The sequence below is a fragment of the Rhodococcus erythropolis R138 genome (assembly GCF_000696675.2).
GTDB classification, from domain to species: domain Bacteria; phylum Actinomycetota; class Actinomycetes; order Mycobacteriales; family Mycobacteriaceae; genus Rhodococcus_F; species Rhodococcus_F erythropolis.
The window spans coordinates 457,405-477,915 of the sequence record NZ_CP007257.1 but is presented as its reverse complement, the minus strand read 5'-3'; the positions used below and the strand labels follow the sequence as shown (position 1 = coordinate 477,915).

18 protein-coding genes are annotated in these 20,511 nt (G+C 58.7%); 16 read left to right on the top strand and 2 right to left on the bottom strand.

Annotation, left to right across the window (positions count from 1 at the left end):
• The first annotated feature begins 664 nt into the window (after window positions 1-664).
• Together H351_RS31275 and H351_RS31270 are read left to right on the top strand one after the other, a co-directional pair.
• A complete protein-coding gene (locus H351_RS31275; protein ID WP_051636633.1) occupies window positions 665-1,933 on the top strand; it encodes an MFS transporter in 1,269 nt (422 codons plus the stop codon).
• Between the two features lie 54 nt (window positions 1,934-1,987).
• A complete protein-coding gene (locus tag H351_RS31270; RefSeq protein WP_081051281.1) occupies window positions 1,988-2,953 on the top strand; it encodes an MBL fold metallo-hydrolase in 966 nt (321 codons plus the stop codon).
• Window positions 2,954-4,252: 1,299 nt separating this feature from the next.
• On the opposite strand, the gene H351_RS31260 is transcribed toward H351_RS31270, so the two are convergent.
• The gene (locus H351_RS31260; protein WP_030002960.1) at window positions 4,253-5,197 is read right to left on the bottom strand and encodes a LysR family transcriptional regulator; all 945 of its coding nucleotides are present in this window, start codon (window positions 5,195-5,197) and stop codon (window positions 4,253-4,255) included.
• Between the two features lie 117 nt (window positions 5,198-5,314).
• On the opposite strand from H351_RS31260, the gene H351_RS31255 reads away from it, so the two are divergent.
• The 14 genes from H351_RS31255 to H351_RS31190 all read left to right on the top strand — a co-directional run bounded on the left by H351_RS31255 (window position 5,315) and on the right by H351_RS31190 (window position 19,513).
• Window positions 5,315-6,130: a cyclase family protein gene (locus H351_RS31255; RefSeq protein WP_030002961.1), complete on the top strand. Its 816-nt coding sequence runs from the start codon at window positions 5,315-5,317 to the stop codon at window positions 6,128-6,130.
• Window positions 6,130-7,773 (top strand): thiamine pyrophosphate-binding protein, encoded by a 1,644-nt coding sequence (locus H351_RS31250; protein ID WP_030002962.1) that lies wholly within the window; start codon window positions 6,130-6,132, stop codon window positions 7,771-7,773. The genes H351_RS31255 and H351_RS31250 overlap by 1 nt, the downstream gene beginning before the upstream one ends.
• A 165-nt stretch (window positions 7,774-7,938) precedes the next feature.
• Window positions 7,939-8,724: an ABC transporter permease gene (locus H351_RS31245; protein ID WP_158510673.1), complete on the top strand. Its 786-nt coding sequence runs from the start codon at window positions 7,939-7,941 to the stop codon at window positions 8,722-8,724.
• Window positions 8,721-9,542: an ABC transporter permease gene (locus H351_RS31240; RefSeq protein ID WP_081051279.1), complete on the top strand. Its 822-nt coding sequence runs from the start codon at window positions 8,721-8,723 to the stop codon at window positions 9,540-9,542. The genes H351_RS31245 and H351_RS31240 overlap by 4 nt, the downstream gene beginning before the upstream one ends.
• A 10-nt stretch (window positions 9,543-9,552) precedes the next feature.
• On the top strand, window positions 9,553-10,347 hold the full coding sequence (locus tag H351_RS31235; RefSeq protein WP_081051278.1) for an ABC transporter ATP-binding protein: 795 nt from the start codon (window positions 9,553-9,555) through the stop codon (window positions 10,345-10,347).
• Between the two features lie 84 nt (window positions 10,348-10,431).
• Complete coding sequence (locus tag H351_RS31230) at window positions 10,432-11,391, top strand: ABC transporter substrate-binding protein (RefSeq protein WP_030002966.1); 960 nt, start codon at window positions 10,432-10,434, stop codon at window positions 11,389-11,391.
• Window positions 11,392-11,491: 100 nt separating this feature from the next.
• Window positions 11,492-12,580: a thiolase family protein gene (locus tag H351_RS31225; RefSeq protein ID WP_244891547.1), complete on the top strand. Its 1,089-nt coding sequence runs from the start codon at window positions 11,492-11,494 to the stop codon at window positions 12,578-12,580.
• Window positions 12,577-12,900 (top strand): zinc ribbon domain-containing protein, encoded by a 324-nt coding sequence (locus tag H351_RS31220; protein ID WP_030002968.1) that lies wholly within the window; start codon window positions 12,577-12,579, stop codon window positions 12,898-12,900. Before H351_RS31225 ends, H351_RS31220 begins: the two co-directional genes overlap by 4 nt.
• Entirely contained in the window at window positions 12,897-14,504 is a 1,608-nt protein-coding gene (locus tag H351_RS31215) for an ATP-dependent acyl-CoA ligase (protein ID WP_244891546.1), read from the top strand. Before H351_RS31220 ends, H351_RS31215 begins: the two co-directional genes overlap by 4 nt.
• Window positions 14,505-14,575: 71 nt before the next feature.
• The gene (locus tag H351_RS31210; protein WP_051636637.1) at window positions 14,576-16,018 is read left to right on the top strand and encodes an aldehyde dehydrogenase family protein; all 1,443 of its coding nucleotides are present in this window, start codon (window positions 14,576-14,578) and stop codon (window positions 16,016-16,018) included.
• Between the two features lie 86 nt (window positions 16,019-16,104).
• Window positions 16,105-16,911: an aspartate/glutamate racemase family protein gene (locus H351_RS31205; protein WP_030002971.1), complete on the top strand. Its 807-nt coding sequence runs from the start codon at window positions 16,105-16,107 to the stop codon at window positions 16,909-16,911.
• A gap of 1 nt (window position 16,912) precedes the next feature.
• The gene (locus H351_RS31200; protein ID WP_030002972.1) at window positions 16,913-17,329 is read left to right on the top strand and encodes an organic hydroperoxide resistance protein; all 417 of its coding nucleotides are present in this window, start codon (window positions 16,913-16,915) and stop codon (window positions 17,327-17,329) included.
• A 149-nt stretch (window positions 17,330-17,478) separates the two neighbouring features.
• On the top strand, window positions 17,479-18,426 hold the full coding sequence (locus H351_RS31195; RefSeq protein WP_030002973.1) for a quinone oxidoreductase family protein: 948 nt from the start codon (window positions 17,479-17,481) through the stop codon (window positions 18,424-18,426).
• A 97-nt stretch (window positions 18,427-18,523) separates the two neighbouring features.
• Window positions 18,524-19,513 (top strand): LysR substrate-binding domain-containing protein, encoded by a 990-nt coding sequence (locus tag H351_RS31190; RefSeq protein ID WP_051636638.1) that lies wholly within the window; start codon window positions 18,524-18,526, stop codon window positions 19,511-19,513.
• Here the strand turns inward: H351_RS31190 and H351_RS31185 are convergent.
• Window positions 19,510-20,508: an amidohydrolase family protein gene (locus H351_RS31185; RefSeq protein ID WP_059016425.1), complete on the bottom strand. Its 999-nt coding sequence runs from the start codon at window positions 20,506-20,508 to the stop codon at window positions 19,510-19,512. The two genes, H351_RS31190 and H351_RS31185, sit on opposite strands and share 4 nt — an antisense overlap.
• Window positions 20,509-20,511: the final 3 nt, after the last annotated feature.

Below are 20,511 nucleotides of genomic sequence, written 5' to 3'. Positions count from 1 at the left end.
TATTGCGCGGTCAGGCAGTGGAATCCTGGGAGACTGGCACAAGCGTGGTTGTTTTCATCGGAAACGGATACTTGCCTGGTGCGTCGGCGGTGGATTCAATGATTGCCGTTTGAGTGTCTTCGTCGATGCTGAGTATGGTGAGGATGGTGAACACCGAGACGCCTGCGACCCCGCTTCTTACTTGATCGCCTGGTTTCATGGGATCTCATCTGCCTGCTGCTCGTAAATGTCTGTTCCTCAGGTGCGTTCACACGGCTATGTTCGCTGAAATCGCAAGTGCCCGAGGAATGAGTTCAGGTCGCCACCGCTGACCCACGTGCAACCTTGGGTTGCAGGTCAGGACCGCTAATGGTGCTTCGGTCTGGTCAGTGTGGCGACCTGGCGCTCGTCGCAGAGCTGAGCTTAGGTGAGGGGCCCGACAGCCTTGCTCGAGACGCATCGCCGAGACGCTTTCGACTGAGGATTCTGGGAGAACGCGTGCCCCAAAGCCTACGTCTTTTTCGGCGGCGCCGCCTCGAACACGGGCCAGCTATACCTTTTCTGGTATGCCACTGCTGCGAACAAGCATTTGTGTGCGATACGTCTCGACGGCAGGCTTATTTGCACCGCCGGGACGACGTGGTCCAGTAGCGACTTTTTGCACACAATTCGTAAGTAGGAAAAGATGCCCACCACACCGAGCCTCTCCGGCAACGAGCAGGACAGTATTCGCTGGATCACTATCGCTGCTGGTTTCTTCGCAGTTTTGGTAGACGGATTCGACACCGCGTCTCTCGCTGCGACTGTACCTGCGTTGGCCAAGGAATGGGGGTTGCCTGCAGCCGAATTCACTCTCCCTCTCGTTCTCACGAACGTAGGCGTCGTACTCGGATACATGTCCGCTGGAGCATTGAGTGCCCGATTCGCACAACGCAAGGTTCTAACCGCAGGTGTTGCCGGCACCGCGGCTCTCAGTCTGTTGAGCGCCGCGACACTGCTAACCCATTCGATTGTGATTCTCAGTGGGGCGCGACTGGCGACAGGACTGGCGATCGGCATCGTCTTACCGGTCGCGGTGTCATTGACGACGAGCCTGAACCCGGAGCGTGCCCGGCAGAGAATATCGGTCGGCGTCACCTTGGGACTGGCCGCCGGACTCACGCTCGGAGGCGTATTCGGCCGTTTCCTCATCGAGTCCGTGGGTACCGGTGGCATGTTCTGGGCGGGCGGTATTGCAGCGATACCAACAGCGATCCTCGTCGCGGTCACAATGAAAGGCGACGTTACGCGGGCGGGCGTCGACGCCGCAGCATCGGCGAAGGTGGCACGACTGTTCGATGGCAGGTCCCGGACGAAGACGATCTATCTGTGGTGCTTCTCGTTTCTGATTTTCATCGCCGCCTACACACTGACTTCTTGGACACCGACCTTGCTCGTCGAATTCGGGTTCAACGCCACCGAGGCCCCGATCGGGTTGGCGTTCATCAGCTTCGGCGGAATCATTGGCGGACTCCTGTTACTGCCCCTGACTGCTCGAATCGGAATCGCCCGGGCACTGGCGGTGATGCCAATCCTGGGTATCGTGTGTGCGGTAGCAATCGGGATCACCGAACCCGGCCGCATTCTGGTTCTCCTGCTGCTGATGGGCGCCGGTGCCGGCATCACCTCGGGTCAGATCGGTCAACTCACGATGGCCGTTTCGCTCTACCCACACGGTACGCGCACCACAGGCGTCGGATGGTCTGCTGCAATCGGCCGGATCGGCTCGATCGTCGGTCCGTCCATTGCCGGAGTGCTGATTTCGCTCTCGGTGTCAGGGCAGAACATCGTCCTGCTCCTGGCAGCGATCCCTGTTCTCGTTGCCGTGATCTGTGCGGCACGGCTTGCACGTCTACAGTCAACCGCCACAGCCGAGGCGGCACCCTCACACAACCAGATCGCGCCATCCGTCTAAGAACAGCCCTGAACGCAGCCTGACCAGCGTTGAAGAACCGGAGATACTGACACCATGTGTACCCACACCCCCGGGGAGGCGACTACGACAATGCAGCCATGCCCGCCACGGTCTGCCCCATACTGGCTCGACCTCGGCGATGTTGCCGTCGTACCACTGGTCGAACTCTCTCGACTGCCCATCGAGCCCGAGGAGTTCTTCCCCGGATCCGGACAGATCCCCTCGGCAACGTGGTGTTTCGACGAATCCTGGTTCGACCGCGAGGCATCGCGGCTGGTTTTCACTATCCAGGCGTTCTTGGTGGTCACCGAGAATGAGGTGATCCTGGTCGACGGCTGCGTCGGATCCGGAAAGCCACGCAAACGCAGCCACTTCGACAACTTGGACCCGTCATGGTTCACCGAATTCACCAATACCGGCTTCACCCCGGAAGACGTCTCCACCGTCGTTCTCTCACACTTGCACGTCGATCACGTGGGATGGACCACCCAGCGCACCGACCACGGATGGTCACCCGTCTTCGGCAACGCCCGCCACCTCGTATCCCAGCGTGAGCTCGCATACTGGTCCGGCGACGACGGCCGAGCCGCAATGACCCGCACTGGCGACTACCTCGCCGACAGCGTCGCGCCGCTCGCCGAGCACGGTCTGCTCGATTTCGCAGAAGACGGCCGTCAGATCGGCCGCCACGTGGATCTTCTCGACGCACCTGGTCACACACCAGGCAACCTGTGCGTACGCGTCACTGGAAGCAAAGCTGAACTGCTGCTCGCCGGCGACCTATTGCACCATCCACTGCAGCTGTTCGATCCGGACATCAGCACACGCTATTGCGTCGATCCGAACCAAGCAGCGGCTACACGACATGACATCCTCACAGCGGTGACCGCACGCGGTATGGTCCTGCAAACTGCACATTTCGCCGGAATCTCGGCCAGCAGGCTGAACAAGGAAGGATCTCGATACACCCTCGTGCCGGCAACGGACACTATCCGCACCGGGCAGTATCACAGACCGTGAACATCTCGATCCCGCCGTTCGCGGCCACTAGGTCATAGCCAGCTGGAGAGATATCCCAGTCGACGGCATTCACCAGGCAGATATGTTCCCTGCGGCGTCCCGTCTCGACACAAGGGATGAGCACTCCCCCGAGTGAACAACCACGGAATGTACGGGTTCGCATCCCTCGCGGCTGTCCTGTAGACGCACACGCAAGAGAGGACCTAAACTCTCCGCAATCCAGTTATTCTGTGCGATAAGCCGTTTCGATTTACAGCGCTACCAGACGCCTGCCGACAAAGCGCGAAAACGGCATCGAGTAAAGGTGCCTGCCCAGGTGCCAAGTCACCGCCCTAACTATCGCAAATCCAGGGATCACGGAATCCAAGCGCTGCGCCGTAGCCGTCCTATCGAAGGCTCGCACGCTGCCTGGGCAGGCACCGCACCGTCGAGCGTTGTCGGCTGGATTGGACACCAGCTCGTCCGCACTACATCGTGTCCCTCGGAGCTGCCTAGGTGAGATACGACGATGATCTGGAGACCAGGACCACACCGGGATGGTACTCCAAGACCGTTGTCCGACAGCGTAATTCCCGGCCCTACTAGAATAACGAGTTTCATCGGTGTTGCGACGTTGATCAGAGCCCAAGGTGCCGTACCTTGATCAGTTTTCACCTGCCGTCGCCAACAAAGCTCCACCGCGAGCACTCCGGTGCCATAATCCCCATCCCCGGCCACTTCGATCTCGTCGTGACCCGTCTGGCGCAGTGATTGCTGCACGACTGCACGATCAAATGAAGCAATACTTGCCCGCGTCGCGATGTGGACCCCTAACCTCTCGTCCACCGCAAAACCCAGGACGTCAGTGGATCGGCAGTCGCATCCGTCTTCGACGTACAGCGTGTCGATCCAGCACAGCAATGAACGCGCTTATCCATGGTTTCGACCCTGACCCAGCATTCGCCGCATTGGCCACTCTCGACCGGGCCGAACCTAGAGCCGTTGGATCGATCTTCTCGGAGAGCCCCGACGATCTCGACCATCATCGCACCCACGTTCATCATCCGATTTCGGGCGCGATACGCAGTCCAGCGAGCCACTCGGCGACTGCCCCGGCCAGTGGCGCTCGGTCGTAACAATGTACTGCGCTTGGGCTTCGACGAAAGCCAAGGAATTGCGCATTATCGCAACGCGATCACACGTCGGAAACTGTCGCTGCTCTTCTGGCGTCGCTTCGGCAGTGTGTGCGTCGGGCGAACATGTAGCCACTACCCGCCGTTTCCCACCCCTTCCGACGTCGCCTTCGGAGAGGCTTTGTGATTACTTGTCTATCAGGAGATCCCGTGCAATAACTCTGGCCGTGTCGACGATTGAGTCGATGAGCTTTCGTGCACTGGCACTCATCGAGCGATCTGCGGGCATTGTAATTCCAATCGATCGCGGAACGGTCTCCAACGATGTCGTAAGCATCGTCAGTTGCTCGTCGCGCGCGCCGATCAGCATGGGCAGTGGGGCGATCGCATCCGTGCCAATCAGGATAGAACGCAAGGTGAGGATAGTCGAGCACTCGATTATATTGCGTGGCAGACCTAGTCCCTCGCGAGAGAATAATTCGTCGAGCTCATCTCGCAATTGGGTGGGGCGTCCCGGCAGAATCCAGGGATAATCCATCAAATCCTCGATGCTTTGCTCATGACGTTTGACAGCTGGATGATCCTGCCGCACAACGATGCGCACAGGCTCGTCGTATAGACGGATGTGGTGAGCGCCAGTGCGGAAGCCGTTTGGGTCAAGACGCCCGACCACCAAATCAACTTCGTCGCGCGCAAGACTCGTCGCGAGTTCCTCGGGAAGCCCCTCGATCACCGAGACCGACAGGTTGGGCTGGGTCTTCTTCAGTGCAATCAATGCTTGCGGCAGCAAGGAATATGCTCCGGCGAGATTCGTCCCCACTCGAACCGGTCGAACTCCCACTCGCTGGAGTTCGTCAATGTGATCAGCCGCGTTGCGCAAGCTGTTCAGCACCGTGCGAGCACTCTCGAGAAATATCTCGCCGTACTGCGTCGGCAATACGCCCCGAGGTTTCCGATCGAACAGAGCGACTTCCAGGACTGCTTCTGCCTCACGCACCGCGCGAGTGATGGCGGGTTGCGTGACGCGCAGAACTTCAGCGGCGCCGACCATGCTGCCTTCGTCTGCAAGTGTCGTCAGTAGTACGAGATGCCGAATTTTCAGCCTTCCGTCGAAAAGTCGCTGCGAATCCATCGCCTGTCACCCGTCCGTAACATCGAAGAAATAAAGTGTGACTGGTATTACATTTTGAGTATATCGAGACGAACAATAGCATTGGTTTTGTTCATCGAACTCTCGCATGATCTATCCATGAGCACTCTCCACCCGCACCCAGGCACACTCGCCGCTCTGGCAGATGCGTTGGCGCACAACGCTATCGAGACAGTCGATCTCACCGCCCCTCTTTCGGAATCGACTCCCGTTCTCCCTCTGCCTTCCGACATGGCACCGATCCCACATTTCGCGCTCGAAGAGTTGGCCAAGTACGACGATCGAGGCCCTACTTCGTATCAAAACGGGATCCACACAGGCGAACATGTGGGCACACACTTCGATGCTCCGTGCCACTGGATAACAGGAATCGAGCACGGGGATGTCGCGTCAGTGCCGACCAGCCGGCTTGTCGCTCCGGCCGCTGTCATCGACAAGGCAACCGAAGTAGCTGACGATCCCGATTTCCTTCTCGATGTCGACGATATCCTGCTCTGGCAGAAGAAGTTCGGTCCGTTGCCTCGCGGATGGTTGCTCTACCGAACTGGGTGGGCATCGCGATCTCACGATCAAACCGATTTCTTGAATGCAGACGAAAACGGCCCTCACACGCCGGGGTTGACACCGGAATGCGCCAGATGGCTCGCGGAGGAATCCCCGATCATCGGGCTGGGTGTCGAGACGGTAGGAACTGACGCGGGCCAAGCCTTTCGCTTCGATCCGCAGTTTCCCGTGCACTCGCACTTGCTGGGAGCCGGAAAGTACGGAATAACCCAGCTGCAAAATCTCGATCAACTCCCGCCAGTGGGAGCAGTGATCATTGTTGCCCCTCTTCCGATCGTCGGCGGATCAGGGAGCCCAGCCCGGATCATCGCTCTCGTCGAACGTGAAACATCAAAGGAGACAAAGAACTAATGCTGGTACACAACGCAATCGGTCGCACGCTCGTCGACCTGGGGGTCACGACCGTCTTCGGTGTGGTCGGCAGCGGAAACTTTCACTTCACAAACGCGATGGTCGAACGTGGTGCCCGCTTCGTCGCCGCGCGCCACGAAGGTGGAGCGGCCACGATGGCTGACGCGTTCGCACGAATGTCCGGAGAAGTAGCAGTCTTGTCATTGCATCAAGGCTGCGGATTCACGAACGCGTTGACCGGAATTGCCGAAGCCGCCAAAAGCAGCACCCCGATGCTCGTCCTCACCGCCGAGGCAACAGAACCGAGTTCGAACTTCTTCATCGATCAGCAAGGAATCGGTGAAGGACTCGGAGCCGTGACCATGCGTGTCCGATCCCCCAAGACAGCGGTTGACGACGTCGCACGCGCATTCGCGATGTGCCGAAATCACCAGAGAACGGTAGTCCTCAACGTCCCACTCGATGTACAGGACATGGAACTCGACTCGAGCTTGACTCCGCGGACAGTCGACAGAATCCCTGCACCCCAACCATCTCCGGCAGACGTCGAGCGATTCGTCGAACTCCTCCTCGCAGCTGAACGTCCGGTTTTCGTTGCCGGCCGAGGAAGCCGCGCCGAAGGATCGAAGGATGCTATCCGTCAACTCGCCGAGCAGAGCGGCGCCCTCGTAGCCACCTCAGCCGTTGCACGTGGAATGTTCAATGACGACCCGTGGAGCATCGACGTCTCAGGGGGATTCAGCTCTCCGTTAACTGCGGAACTCATTTCCCGAGCAGACCTCATCGTCGGTTTCGGATGCGCTCTCAACATGTGGACGATGCGGCATGGAAAGCTGATCGCCGATAACGCAGCAGTAGTCCAAATCGATACCGACCCTGCCGCAATCGGAGTGCACCGCGGCGTGACACTGGGGCTGTGGGGCGGGGTTGCCGAGACTGCTCGAGCGACGTCTGCATGGCTGGAAGCACATGGAAGAAGTCATCGCGAAGGGTACCGAACTGCTGATGTGAAGAGCCGAATCGGTATGGGGCTCCGTTGGAATGAAATCGAGTTCACCGATGAGTCCGGCGAAGGACTGATCGATCCGAGGACCCTCTCTGCCGAACTGAACAAAATTCTTCCGGCCGAACGAATCGTCTCCGTCGACTCCGGAAATTTTCTCGGCTACCCCAGCATGTATCTCGATGTTCCGGATGAATACGGATTCTGCTTCACGCAGGCATTCCAATCCGTGGGACTCGGTCTCGCAACCGGCCTGGGCGCTGCGATCGCACAACCTCATCGCCTCCCCATCGCTGCATGTGGGGACGGAGGGTTCCTCATGGGCATCAGTGAACTGGAAACTGCGGTGCGGCTGAAGATTCCACTGCTCGTGATCGTGTACAACGACTCGATGTACGGTGCCGAAGTCCATCATTTCGGCACCGACGGACCGCCCTTGGACTCCGTGATCTTCCCCGATACCGATATCGCTGCCATCGCCCGTGGGTACGGTTGCGAGGCAACGACCGTTCGCGACATTTCGGACCTGAGCGAGCTGGAGTCTTGGATCGACTCAAACCCACAGCGCCCCTTTGTTATTGATGCGAAGATCGTCTCCCGCGAAGGCTCATGGTGGCTACAAGAAGCGTTCGGCCACTGATGAGGGCGACCGCACGCAGATGTACTCGTCAGACAATTCAGGAGGAAAGAGTGCAACTACTTTCTCAGTCGACGTGCCACGCGTCCCCGGCGGTGCGATATGACTAGCACCGCAGAAAAACTCCCGGCCCATCGGGAACCGGTACGGGCAAGGGCACGCGTGCGCGTGCGCACGAACCGAGCCACAAATCTGCAGACGCTGTACTGGGGAACATTCGGAGTCATCGGATTCCTGGCGACATGGGAAGTCATTTCGCGATTTCATCTGTTACCACGTGATGCTCTTCCCCCCGCCAGCACCACACTGATTCGCGCTTCCCGACTTGTGGCCGATCCGACATTCCTGGCTCAAATCGGGAACACACTCTGGGCAGCATTCGTCGGCTATGCGATCGCTCTCGTGATCGCTGTTCCTGCCGGTTTGTTGTTAGGTCTGTCGAATCGCCTCTACGCGCTGACGTCGACGATCGTGGAACTGATACGCCCATTGCCACCGATCGGGTTGGTTCCGCTGCTTGTTCTGGTGGCGGGTCAAGGGCTGGAAATGAAGGCCACAGTCGTTGCTTTGGGATGCGTTTTCCCGTTACTGGTCAACACCATTCACGGTGTCCATTCGACCAATGGAGTCGCACGTGCCACGGCGCGATCATTCGGTTGGTCTCCTGCCATGGTCGCGTGGCGAGTGGTCTGGCCCTCGGCGATTCCATCGGTACTGACTGGGGTGCGGGTGACGGTGTCAATCGCTCTGATCCTCTGTATCGGCGCGGAATTCATCGGCGGGAGCACCAAGGGCCTTGGCTCGTGGCTTCTTCAGCAAAGCATGCTTCCGCAAGGTATCGAGTCGGTCTGTGCGGGTGTCATCGTCGCCGGACTCCTCGGGTTGTTGGTCAACGCCGTCGTCAGCGTCCTCGAAACACATTTCGCATCGTGGGCGCGAAGGGATGAGTCATGAGTATGACATTGAGTTCAACCCAAATCTCTCGTTGGTCGAACGCCGCTCTCGGCTGGGTTGCTGCAGCGCTTCTGATTCTCGTGTGGCAGATCTGGACCGCTAGTGCACAATCAGCGTATTTCCCGACTCCACTAGATATTTTCGGCGACGTCTATGATCGTTGGTTCTCCGCAGGGCTCAGCCACGGATTCCTCACCGACTCCTTCTACACGGACATCCTTCCCAGCATCGGTAGATTGATGTTCGGCCTGCTGATCGCCTGGATAGCGGGAATCACACTGGGGGTGCTCCTCGGCCGGATGCCGGTGGTGGCGATGATCATCGAACCGATCCTGCATTTCATGCGCGGCCTCCCAGGGCCAGTTCTTCTTCCGCTGGCTCTCGTCTTGGTCGGGACAGGTTCGGCAATGCGCATCGGCTTGATCGCATTCGGCGCCGTATGGCCAGTTCTCTTCAACACGTACAGCGCCGTTCGGCAAGTTCCGCAAGGATTCGAAGACGCCGGCCGTGTTTCACGAATTTCCCGTACCAGTATGCTTTTTCGAGTTATCCTGCCGACTGCAAGCAGCGGGATCTTTGCCGGAATCAAAGTATCGACTTCCCTGGGCATCATCTTGCTGATCGCATCCGAACTCTACGCGGCCTCGAACGGCATCGGGTTCGGGTTGTCCCAGGCGCAGCGTTCCTTCGAATTTCTGACTATGTGGTCATTCATCGTCGCGCTCTCTCTTCTCGGTTATCTGTCCAACCTGTTGCTGGTTCGAATCGAGCACACCCTCCTGGGTTGGCACCGACTCCGCATGGCAATAGACAACTGATCGGAACACCATGACCCACGCACTGCTCGAGGTCGACAACCTCAGCCACACCTACTACACAGACCGCGGTGAACAACGCGTGCTCGATGGGCTGTCGTTTTCTGTCAACGACGGCGAGTTCGTCTCGATCGTCGGGCCGTCTGGTTGCGGTAAGACAACGCTCCTTCGCACACTTTCAGGGTTGCTCAAGCCCACCGGCGGCTCCATCTCTCTAGGTGGCACGGAAATCAACGGTGTGCCTGAGGGCTTGGCGATGGTCTTTCAGGACTACCGTGCATCACTGTTCCCGTGGCGCCGCGTCGGGGCGAACGTCGAATTTCCGTTGTTAGGTGTCGTCGGCAAAGCAGAGCGACGACGACGCACCGAAGAATCCCTTGCTGCGGTCGGTCTCGAGGGGATGTCCGAGCGCTATCCGTGGCAGCTCTCCGGCGGAATGCAGCAGCGCGTGGCGATCGCCCGTGCTCTGGCAATGCGCCCGAAGCTGATGCTGATGGACGAGCCGTTCGCCTCCGTCGACGCCCAGACGCGTTCCGATCTCGAAGATCTACTGTTGCGTGTCCGCGATCAATATGACATGACGATTCTGTTCGTCACCCACGATGTCGACGAAAGCGTTTATCTGAGTACCCGAGTCGTCTCGTTGAGCAAGGCCCCCACTGTGAAGACGGCAGACATTCGGATTCCTTTGCAATTCCCTCGTGATCAGATTTCGACTCGCGAGGAAGAGTCGTTCGTCACCACGCGCGGCGAGGTCGCCCGCCTTATCCGCCAAGCCTGTCCCGGCGGACTCACCGTCGAGGTCTAGCAACTAGTTCTCCTCCACACCAATCGATTCACATGCTCGCCCTGACCCGGTTTCTCATGTTCCATTTTCGCACTAGGAGATCACATGAATACGCGATTCACACGATCCTGCGCCATTGGCGCAGGTCTCGTATTGGCTTTCACCGTGGCCGCGTGCGGCGGCAATGACAGCGATGCAGCCGCGCCCTCTGCCGACGGCATCACACGAATGAATCTGTCCATCCCTCCGGTCGGCGATTCATTGCCTGTCTACGTTGCCCTCGAGAATGGGTTCTTCGCAGACAACGGTCTCGAGATCGAACTCGCGCCGGCCGCCAACGGTGCAACGACAATCAATGCGTTGATCTCCGGCAGTACCGATCTCGCCCTGGTCTCGTATCCGTCGCTTGTCAAGGCAGTCGACTCGAAACTCCCAGTTGCTATCGCCGCCATGGGTATCGACGGAACTGATGAGTACAAGGCAGGTATTTACGTCCCGGAAGGATCCGCCGTCAAAACACCTGCCGACCTGATCGGGAAGAGGGTTGCCACTCCGTCGCTCGGGTCAGTGGGAGATATCTACTTCCGCGGAGTGTTGAAAGACGAGAACTTGGATTATACGAAGGTCAACTTCGTCGAACTTCCACAGGCCAACATGGCAACCGCGCTGAAAGCCGGCGATGTCGATGCCGCATTCATCACCGAACCCACACTCAGTTCAGCGGTCAAGACACTCGACCTCCGCGCCATCGGTTACCAGAATGGCCCGCAGGGAGTTTTTGCCACATCCACGAAAACGATCGACAGTAATCCTGATGCCATTCGCGGCTTCCGTACTGCGCTGGCTCAGGCCGTAGAGGTTATCGACGTCGATCCCCACGGTGTCGCCTCACAGATCATGCCGAAATACACCGACATGGACGCGGAAACGGCCCGCAACATGAATTTGCCTCAGTTCGTCACGGAATGGAACGCAGACGATGTTCAGTCGGTTATCGATCTGATGGTCGAAGTCGGAATCATCAAGCAGTCGTTCAGCGCCGACAACCTCTTCCAGCCACTGTGAACCTGGTTCGCTCCGAACTGAGAATTGAAGTGAGGGAAGTACATTGAGCAGTTCAGCATCCATAGTTGGGACCGGAGAGTCTCCGTATACTCGGTATCCGGTGCCCGGAACAAGTACCTCATCCGTCATCGCCGATGCCGTCGGTCGAGCGCTGGCAAACGCAAACTTGAGTATCCATGATGTCGATGGATTCGGAGTTTCCAGTTTCACGCTCGGATCCGATCATGCGATCGATCTCGCATGGCGTCTCGGGATGCGACTGACCTGGCTCATGCAAGACACCAATGGGGGTGCCAGCGCCGGAGGAATGCTGCAGCATGCCGTTCGCGCGATCGAAGCAGGGGACGCATCGGTGATCGTGCTCGCGGCCGGGGACGTGATGGACAAGGACGCGTTTACTCACCTTGTAGCTCACTACAACAGCGCCACCGAAGATCATCTGGCGCCGCTCCCGATGGCCGGACCCAATGCGTTGTTCGCGATGCAGACATCACGCCAGATGCAGGCGTTGGGCCTCGAGCGATCGGACTACGGTCAGGTTGTGACGTCCCAACGACGTTGGGCGAGTGTCAATCCGGGTGCTGTCTACCGAACTATTCTCACTCTCGACGAATATCTTGCCGCACCGATGGTGGCGTCCCCACTCGGGCGTTACGACTGCGTTCCACCGGTGACCGGGGCAGACGCCGTCATCGTCACTGCCGACGAGCGCGGAACAAGCGGCCCACGGGCTCGCATTCTCGCCGTCACTGCTTCGTACAACAGTGACGACCAGCGCGACGACGGATTGGTGACCGGACTTGCCGACGTATCGCCTCGCGCTTGGGAACTTGCCGCGGTAGAACCGAATGATGTGGACGTTGTCAGCGTGTACGACGACTATCCATCGATGGTCATTGCGCAACTCGCGGACATGGGTTTTGTGAATCCCGGTCAAGACATGTCCTCATTTATCGCAGATAAGATAGCTACGCACGCCCTGCCCGTCAACACCTCCGGCGGTCAGCTGTCAGCCGGTCAGGCGGGATCTGCCGGCGGAATGCACGGACTCGTCGAAGTTGCCCGTCAACTCCACGGCCAAGCGATCGGCCGACAGGTCGACGCGAGGATCGGAGTTGTCAGCGGATACGGCATGGTGCTCTATCGCCATGGCTCGTGTGCCAACGTCGCAATCCTGGAGGCCGCATGAGCATCACAGTTCAACGCTGCTCGCACTGCGGCGGCTACCTCTTCCCCTATCGGTTGTTGTGTCCGACTTGTGGATCATCAGAGTTTGCCGACACGGAGGTCGATTTCGGGACAGTCGAAGTGGTTACCCACACCGCTGGCGGCGTCACCATTGCCACCGTCGTATGCGAGAAGGAACTTCGGATCGTCGCCCGCCTCCATCCCGCAGACGTCGCAGTCGGGGACGTGGTGGCTCTCACCGACGACAACACCGACAGCACCGGCTCGGTCGCGTTCGTTCCCGTCCCCGATCACAGCACACCAGGAAAGGATGACCAGTGAACAGCGTGCGACGTTTTCCCGATGATGTCTCTCCGACCGAAATGACCCTGCCTGGGATGCTTCGGTTGCGTGCGCGAATGACACCGGACGCACCGCTACTCTCGTTCGGCGAGACACATCGCACCGCCGAAGAGATGCAGAACGCTGTCTCGAGTGTCGGCCATATGTTGTCCGTCAACGGCATACAACGCGGTGATCGGGTTGCTGTGATGTCGAACAATCGGACGGAGCTGCTGGATTTCATCCTTGGTTGCGGATGGATAGGGGCGATAGCGGTGCCGCTCAATACTGCGGCCCGTGGCGCGCAACTTCATCAGATGCTCGGCAATTCTCAATCGAATCTGCTGATCATCGAATCGGCTCTCCTCGAACATGTTCAGGCAATTCCACCCTTGGGCGACCTTACAGATGTTTGGCTCATCGATGCGGACAGTGAGCGAACAGACCTTCCGTGGCGCACGATACCTATGCCCAAGCCCACACCCACAGAACGCGCGACGCCGGTAGACATAGCTCCCGGCGAGCCTGCCGTCATTCTGTACACGTCAGGCACCACAGGTGTGTCCAAAGGTGTGGTATGCCCCCACGGACAGTTCTACTGGTGGGGCCGAAATGTGACCGAACAGCTGGACATCACCGCTGATGACGTCCTGTACACGTGCTTGCCGCTGTTTCACACCAACGCCCTCAATGCGTTCAGTCAGGCACTGGTCGCCGGCGCGTCTTACATTGTGGGGCCACGATTCTCGGCGTCGCGGTTCTGGGACGACGTCGCACGCAGCGGAGCCACCTTCACCTATCTGCTGGGTGCGATGGTCAGCATCCTCGACAGCAAACCCGCAGGCCCGTCCGATCGCGCTCACAACGTACGGGCAGCACTCTCGCCCGCGACTCCCGGACGATTGGTCGATCCGTTCCGTGAACGATTCGGTGTCACGCTCATCGACGGTTACGGGTCCACGGAGACCAACTCGATCATGGCTGCCACCCGACAGGAACAACGTCCCGGTTATATGGGCCGGATCCAACCTGGGTTCACCGCCAGAGTCGTCAACGAACACGGAATTGACGTCGTGCCAGGCGAACCCGGCGAGTTGTTGCTTCGAAGCGAACAACCCTTCGCGTTCGCCTCGGGCTATTTCAGAATGCCGGAAGCTACCGTGCAAGCGTGGAACGACTTGTGGTTTCACACAGGTGATCGAGTGGCAATCGACTACGACGGCTGGGTGCGTTTCGTAGACCGCATCAAGGACGTGATTCGTCGCCGCGGAGAAAACATTTCCTCTGTCGAGGTGGAGCAGACCTTACGGGCACATCCCGATATCGACGACGCTGCAGTCTTCGCCGTCGAATCGGAGTTGGGCGAAGACGAAGTGATGGCGGCTGTGGTCGTCAAACCCGGCACCACGCTGGATTTCGACGAAGTCACCGCGTTCTGCAAACCGCGGTTGGCCTACTTTGCCATTCCCCGATTCATATCCGTCCATTATTCCCTCCCGATGACTTCCAACGGCAAGGTCAGCAAGACTTCTCTGCGTGAACTCGGGACCGCCGCGGCCGACTGGGACCGCGAATCTGTTTCTCGAACCGCACGCGCAACCTGATCTCTCGTCGAACTCATTTTTCAGGTTGGGAACACAGAATTTCGAACTCGACATCGGGAGGGGATAATCACGTGCGCGAGTACAAGAACTACATCAACGGCAAGTTCGTGGACGGCAAGGGCGCATTCGCTGCCATTGATCCAGCCACCGGTCGTCCTGCCGCCTGGGTCCACGAGGCGGATGCGACAGTCGTCGACCTGGCTGTCGACTCTGCGCGCGGGTCCTTCGACGCGAGTTGGCGCACGATGCCCGTCGACGATCGATGCGCCGTGATGCGAAGCGTCGCCGACATGATCGAATGCCGCTCGGATGATCTCGTCGACGCCGAAGTCGCAGACACCGGCCAGCCGGAGAGGCGAATCAGGGACTTCGACATCGTTACGGCCGCAGAATACTTCCGCGATTGCGCCCAGGAAATCGTATCCGAGCGCGATGCGGCGTCGGTCTCTCGCGGTGCAGGTCGAACTCGTGATTCTCACTATTCTGTGCGAAGGCCGCTCGGCGTGATCGGGATGGATGTTCCCTGGAGCTTGCCTCTGTTGTCTCTGGTGTGGAGGCTTGCGCCGGCCCTCGCTTCAGGAAATGCGGTGGTTGCCAAGCCGTCCGAGGAAACGCCGGGAACAGCTACGGTTATGGCCGAGATTGTCGAATCTGCCGGCGTTCCACCGGGTGTCTTCAATGTTGTTCATGGCTTCGGACTGGGTTCGGCGGCCGAGATTCTCAGTGCTCATCCGAAACTTGACGGGGCGCTGTTCTCCCCTGCTATCGACAAGAAAACCAATAGTCGCGTCAATCGATTCTCGTCTGAGTCGGGGGGTAACAACGCTGCCATTGTGTTTTCCGACGTCAACCTCGAGAGTACTGCCGAGAGCATCGCTCGATCCGTCTTCTTCAACACCGGCCAACACGATCTCTGCATCGGAACTGTTTTCGTCGAACGGCCAATTTACGCGGAGATGTGCGAATTGCTCGTTGCTCGGGCACACCAACTCTCGTCGGGGTCACCTACATCGTCCCACTCCGACTTCGGCCCAGCTATTTCCCGCGCCCAGCAAGACAGGGTCCTACAAAGTCACGTGCGGGCAGAACGCAGTGGTGCCATCCGACTGACCAGCGCAGAAAGCTGGTCTGTCCCCCGCGAATTTTCCGACGGGTTTTGGGTCGAACCGACTATATGGGCACTACCGAACGAATCAGCCCAGGGTACACAGCAACCGATCTTCGGGCCCTCTGCCACCATCCTTCCCTTCGACAACGACGATGAAGTGATCGAACGCGCCAACCGGACCGTGGTCGGCCTTGCAGCATCCGTGTGGACCGCAGATCTGACACGGGGTCATCGCGTGGCCCAAAAGATGGACTCCGAGATCGTGTGGCTCAATTCTTGGTTCGCTCGTCATCCGCGACCCACAAGTCATCGAACCACGATGCAAGGTCCCCGCCAAGCAACTTTGCGCCAAGCACTCGACATCTACACCGATACGACAAATATTGTTGCTGCAAAACATAATTGACACAAAACATACTCAAGGACTCTGAAGAAACAAGACTTCGAAATCTCGCAAACCGTCCTCGCCATCGACATGAAAGTGACGTATAGATGCACTCACGCGAAAACCCGCCAGTTGCGCGGATCCTTTATCAAAGTTTCACCGACCCTGCGCTGCACCAGCCATACCTGAGTCGTCTCGCGGGCTATCTGGACGACATTTCCTCACCTGGAATTACCTTCGAGGTGCGCGGTATCAGTCCGGCCGACACCCAACTCGGCAGACTGAGCGAGTTGCGTTGCGGCGTGCAGTCAGTCGCAGGAATCATCGAGGCTGAGCGTGAAGGATTCGATGCCGTCCTGGTCGGACATTTCCAAGATGCATGTCTGTTCGAAGCCCGAACGGCCGTTGATATCCCGGTCATCGGGCACGGCGAGGCAAGCATGCACCAGGCATGCATGCTTGGTGGGCGAGTCGGAATAGTCTCCATCGACCCGGTCTATCTGCCCTGGCACGATGAACAGATCCGTCGATATGGTCTCGAAAGTCGTGTCGTCGATGTTCGATACATGCGGATAACTCCGGACCAGGCCGTAGCCGCATACGACGACCCTGCCGCCTACCGTGCCATCCGAGCAATGTTCGTCGACGCCGCTGAATCCATGGTCCGCGACAACCGTGTCGACGTCGTCATGTCGGCAGGTGGACTATTCGCACTACTCAGCGTCGGCGACCTCGATCTGCACGTAGAGGGCGCACTGATCGCCAACCCAACCTATCTCGCTGTCAAGCAGGCCGAAATGGCACTGAGTATCGCCAAACTGAACGGCACCCCTGTCTCGCGAGGTGGAACCTACTCGCGCGCATCACAACAAGCTGTAAACGAACTCCTCGCACTAGCCGGAAAAGAGAGCTGACATGCCCGAACTCAAGTACACCGCAGAAGCCACCGCCGATGGAAACGGCCGCAACGGTCATGTCAGTTCGGATGACGGACTGATCGACCTGGATCTAGGAATCCCAGTAGGTATCGGTGGGGCCGGCGGGGGCAGCAACCCCGAACAACTTTTCGCGGCCGGATACGCCGGCTGCTTCCTTTCGGCAATGTCCTCGGTAGCACGCACATACAAGGTTCGACTGGTCGAGCCCACCGTGACCAGTCGAGTAACCATCGCAGATGCAGGTGAAGGATTCGGGTTGTCGGTAGAACTGCTCGTCAACCTCCCCGGGGTCGACAAGGACAAAGCACGAGAAATCGCCGAAGGGGCTCACCAGAAGTGCCCCTATTCCAAAGCTGTCCGCGGAAACATCGACGTGACCATCACAGTGCAGTAATTCTCGTTCGCTCCACACCCTGATTTGTCGTTTACGAGATCCAGATCGATCTCAACCGAAATCGCCTGGAGATCGATCTGGATCTCGCGCCCATTCTGTAGAAAATACTGCCGGTGAACAATTGCCGCCCAATCTATCTGGAGGTCATCATGCGAGCAGCACGGCTACACCGTTTCGGCGAGCATCCTGTAGTCGAGGAAACACCATTGCCGTCTCGCTGCGCAGGAGAATCTCTCGTACGAATCGAGGCCGCTGCTGTCAGTCATCTCGACGCGACAGTCGCCAGTGGCAAGTTCACGGTAGTGCCCACTCTGCCGCACATTGGAGGCACTGATGGCGTGGGAGAGGTGCTCGAGTCGGACGAATTCGCAAAGGGAACAAAAGTTCTCATCAGGGGTGGCGGAATCGGATTGAAACGAGACGGATGCTGGGCCGAGTACGCCGTCGTCGGCGACTCGGCCCTGACACGAGTCGACAACCGATTAGAACCTGCAGTAGCTGCCACCTTCTTGGTGCCATGCACCACAGGATACGTTGCTGTCAAAGACATCACAGCGGTCGCTGCCGGAGAACGAGTCCTGGTGTCAGGCGCTGCAGGAGCGGTCGGGTCCATCGCATCCCAATTCGCGCAGAGAGCCGGCGCAGCCAACGTCACCGGAATTGTCTCCTCGAACTCCAAAGCACAGCGATTGCCGACCGGTGTACAACCCGTCGTGGGAGTGGGTGACACACTTGTGTCGCAATTGAGCTCACTACCCAAATTCGACGTGCTGATAGACACTGTCGGAGGACCTAATCTTGCTGGTCTGCTCGACCGAGTCAGGCCGGGGGGACGAGCTGCGTTGGTGGGGTACACCCACGGCTCGAACGTCACACTGCACCTACCGAATTTTTTGATGTCCGACGTGAAAATTCTGCCGGTCAACATGATCCGGCGTGCCGAAGAACAAGCAGCCCTGGCTCCGTTGATGAGCGAGAAGATCGTCTCGGGAGAGATTGTCAGCCCGGTCCAGGAATTTCCACTTTCCCAAGTCTCGGTAGCACTCGACGCTTTGGCCAGCGGACAGCTCACCGGCCGGGCAGTCCTCATTCCGTAATCTGCTGATATAGCTCCTTAGATACGACTCACCCACTATTACCAGAGTCCTGACCGAAGGTACGTCCGGATGCTCCGGAGAGGGAACGGAGACTTGAATGGAGATGCCCAAGCTTCTCGATGGCCGGTTGAAGATCCGTCATTTGTTGTTGGTCGATGCCCTCACCCGTCGGGGAACCGTTATCGGAGCAGCCGCCGAGCTGTATATCAGTCAGCCGGTCGCCACACGTAGCTTGCTCGATATCGAGAGAATTCTCGGGGTCACATTATTCGAACGCGGTCCTCGCGGAGTCACGCCCACGGTTTTCGGGTCGGCTTTCGCAAGCCACTCCCGAGCGATCATCGCTCAACTGACCGAAACTGGTCGGCATCTAGTCGAATTGGCAGATGCCGATCGCGGAACTGTTGTCGTGGGCAGTCATCTAGCCGGTTCGAGCATGTTACTACCCGGTGCGATCGCGCACCTGAAAGCACATCACCCACTTCTGATGGTCGTCGTGCGTGAGGGAACTCCCGAACAACTCCTCACAGACCTCGAAGCAGGAGCGATTGATATCATCGTCGGCCGGTTGACCGCGCCGACCGACCACACGTTCATTCGCGAAACCCTCTATACCGAATCCGTCCAACTTGTTGCGCGCGTCAAACATCCGGCTTCCGCGAACGAGAACTTACATCTCAGCGATACTCTCGACTACCCGTGGATACTTCCGGGTATCGAGACTGCTCTGCGTGCGGAACTCGCAGAATTTTTCGCAGACAACGAGTTGGCCCTGCCCGAGAATCGAGTGGAGACCACTTCGTACCTCACCATCCGCCAATTGGTGATCGAAACCGACATGCTCGCGGTGCTGCCGGACCTTCTCGCGCGCAATGATGCACGACTGATGTCTCTTCCGATTTCACTGGGAGGGATCGGCCACCATGTCGGAACGACTCGAGCGTCATCACGAATCGCGACTCCGACCGCCCAAGCTTTCATCGCTTCTCTGGCTGCAGTCGCGTACGAGATGACACTGCGACGCTGCAATGATCGTGGGAGCGTAAATCCGGTCGATCATCACAGCACGCCAGCCTCGTACCGCTAGTGCACCAACCCGAGGAAGCGTTCGGCATTCCCCCGCGAAATCAGTTGGCGAGCAATATCATCCAAGAACTCACTCTTGCGAACCACCTCACCGACCGGACGCTCCCCCAAGGGGTACGGGTAATCACTACCCACCATCACACGGTCCACCCCCACCGTGTCCACCAGCAGTCGCAGTGCGCGCTCGTCGAAGACGACAGAATCCACGTAGAACCTACCCAGGTAATGCGAAGGCGGGAACTCCGACGTACCGATGATGTCGTTGCGGCCGTGCCAGGCGTTTTCCATCCGGCCCAACCAGAACGCGAAAGATCCACCGCCGTGCGCAAATCCGATCTTCAGGCGATCGTCGATCTTGTCGAACACCCCACCGAGAATCAGCGCGAGTATCGACAGATGCGTTTCGGCCGGCATCGCGGTGAGCCACTGCGCCATCCAGCGATCGAGACGCGGGGAGTTGGCCATGTCCCACGGGTGCACGAATACCGGCACGTCAAGCGACGCGCAGTGCTGGAGAAACGTCACCACGCCCTCACTGTCGAGGTCCAGATCGCCCACATGATTGCCGATCTCGACACCGCGGTGCCCGTTCGCGATGCACCGCTCGAGCTCACGGCACGCTGCGTCGGTGTCTTGCAGAGGCACCTGGCAGAACGGAATCAACCGATCCTTCGCCGGCTCCACGATCTCGAGCGCGAGGTCGTTGAAGATCCGTGCGATGCGACTTGCCTGCTCGCCGCTTCGGCCGTAATTGAAGAATGCCGGCGTCGGCGAGACGACCTGCGTGTGCACGCCGTCGGCATCCATGTCCCGAAGCCGCACCTCGGCGTCCCAGGCATCGGACTGGATGCGGCGGAACTCCTTGGTGCCCATCATGATCATGGCTTCGGTCTCCGACTCGACCTTCAGCCACGGCGCTTGCGGCCCCGCGTCTTCGGTCAGATCCGGCCACCCGTTGGGCACGTAGTGGGTGTGGATGTCGATCAGGTTGCTCATAGC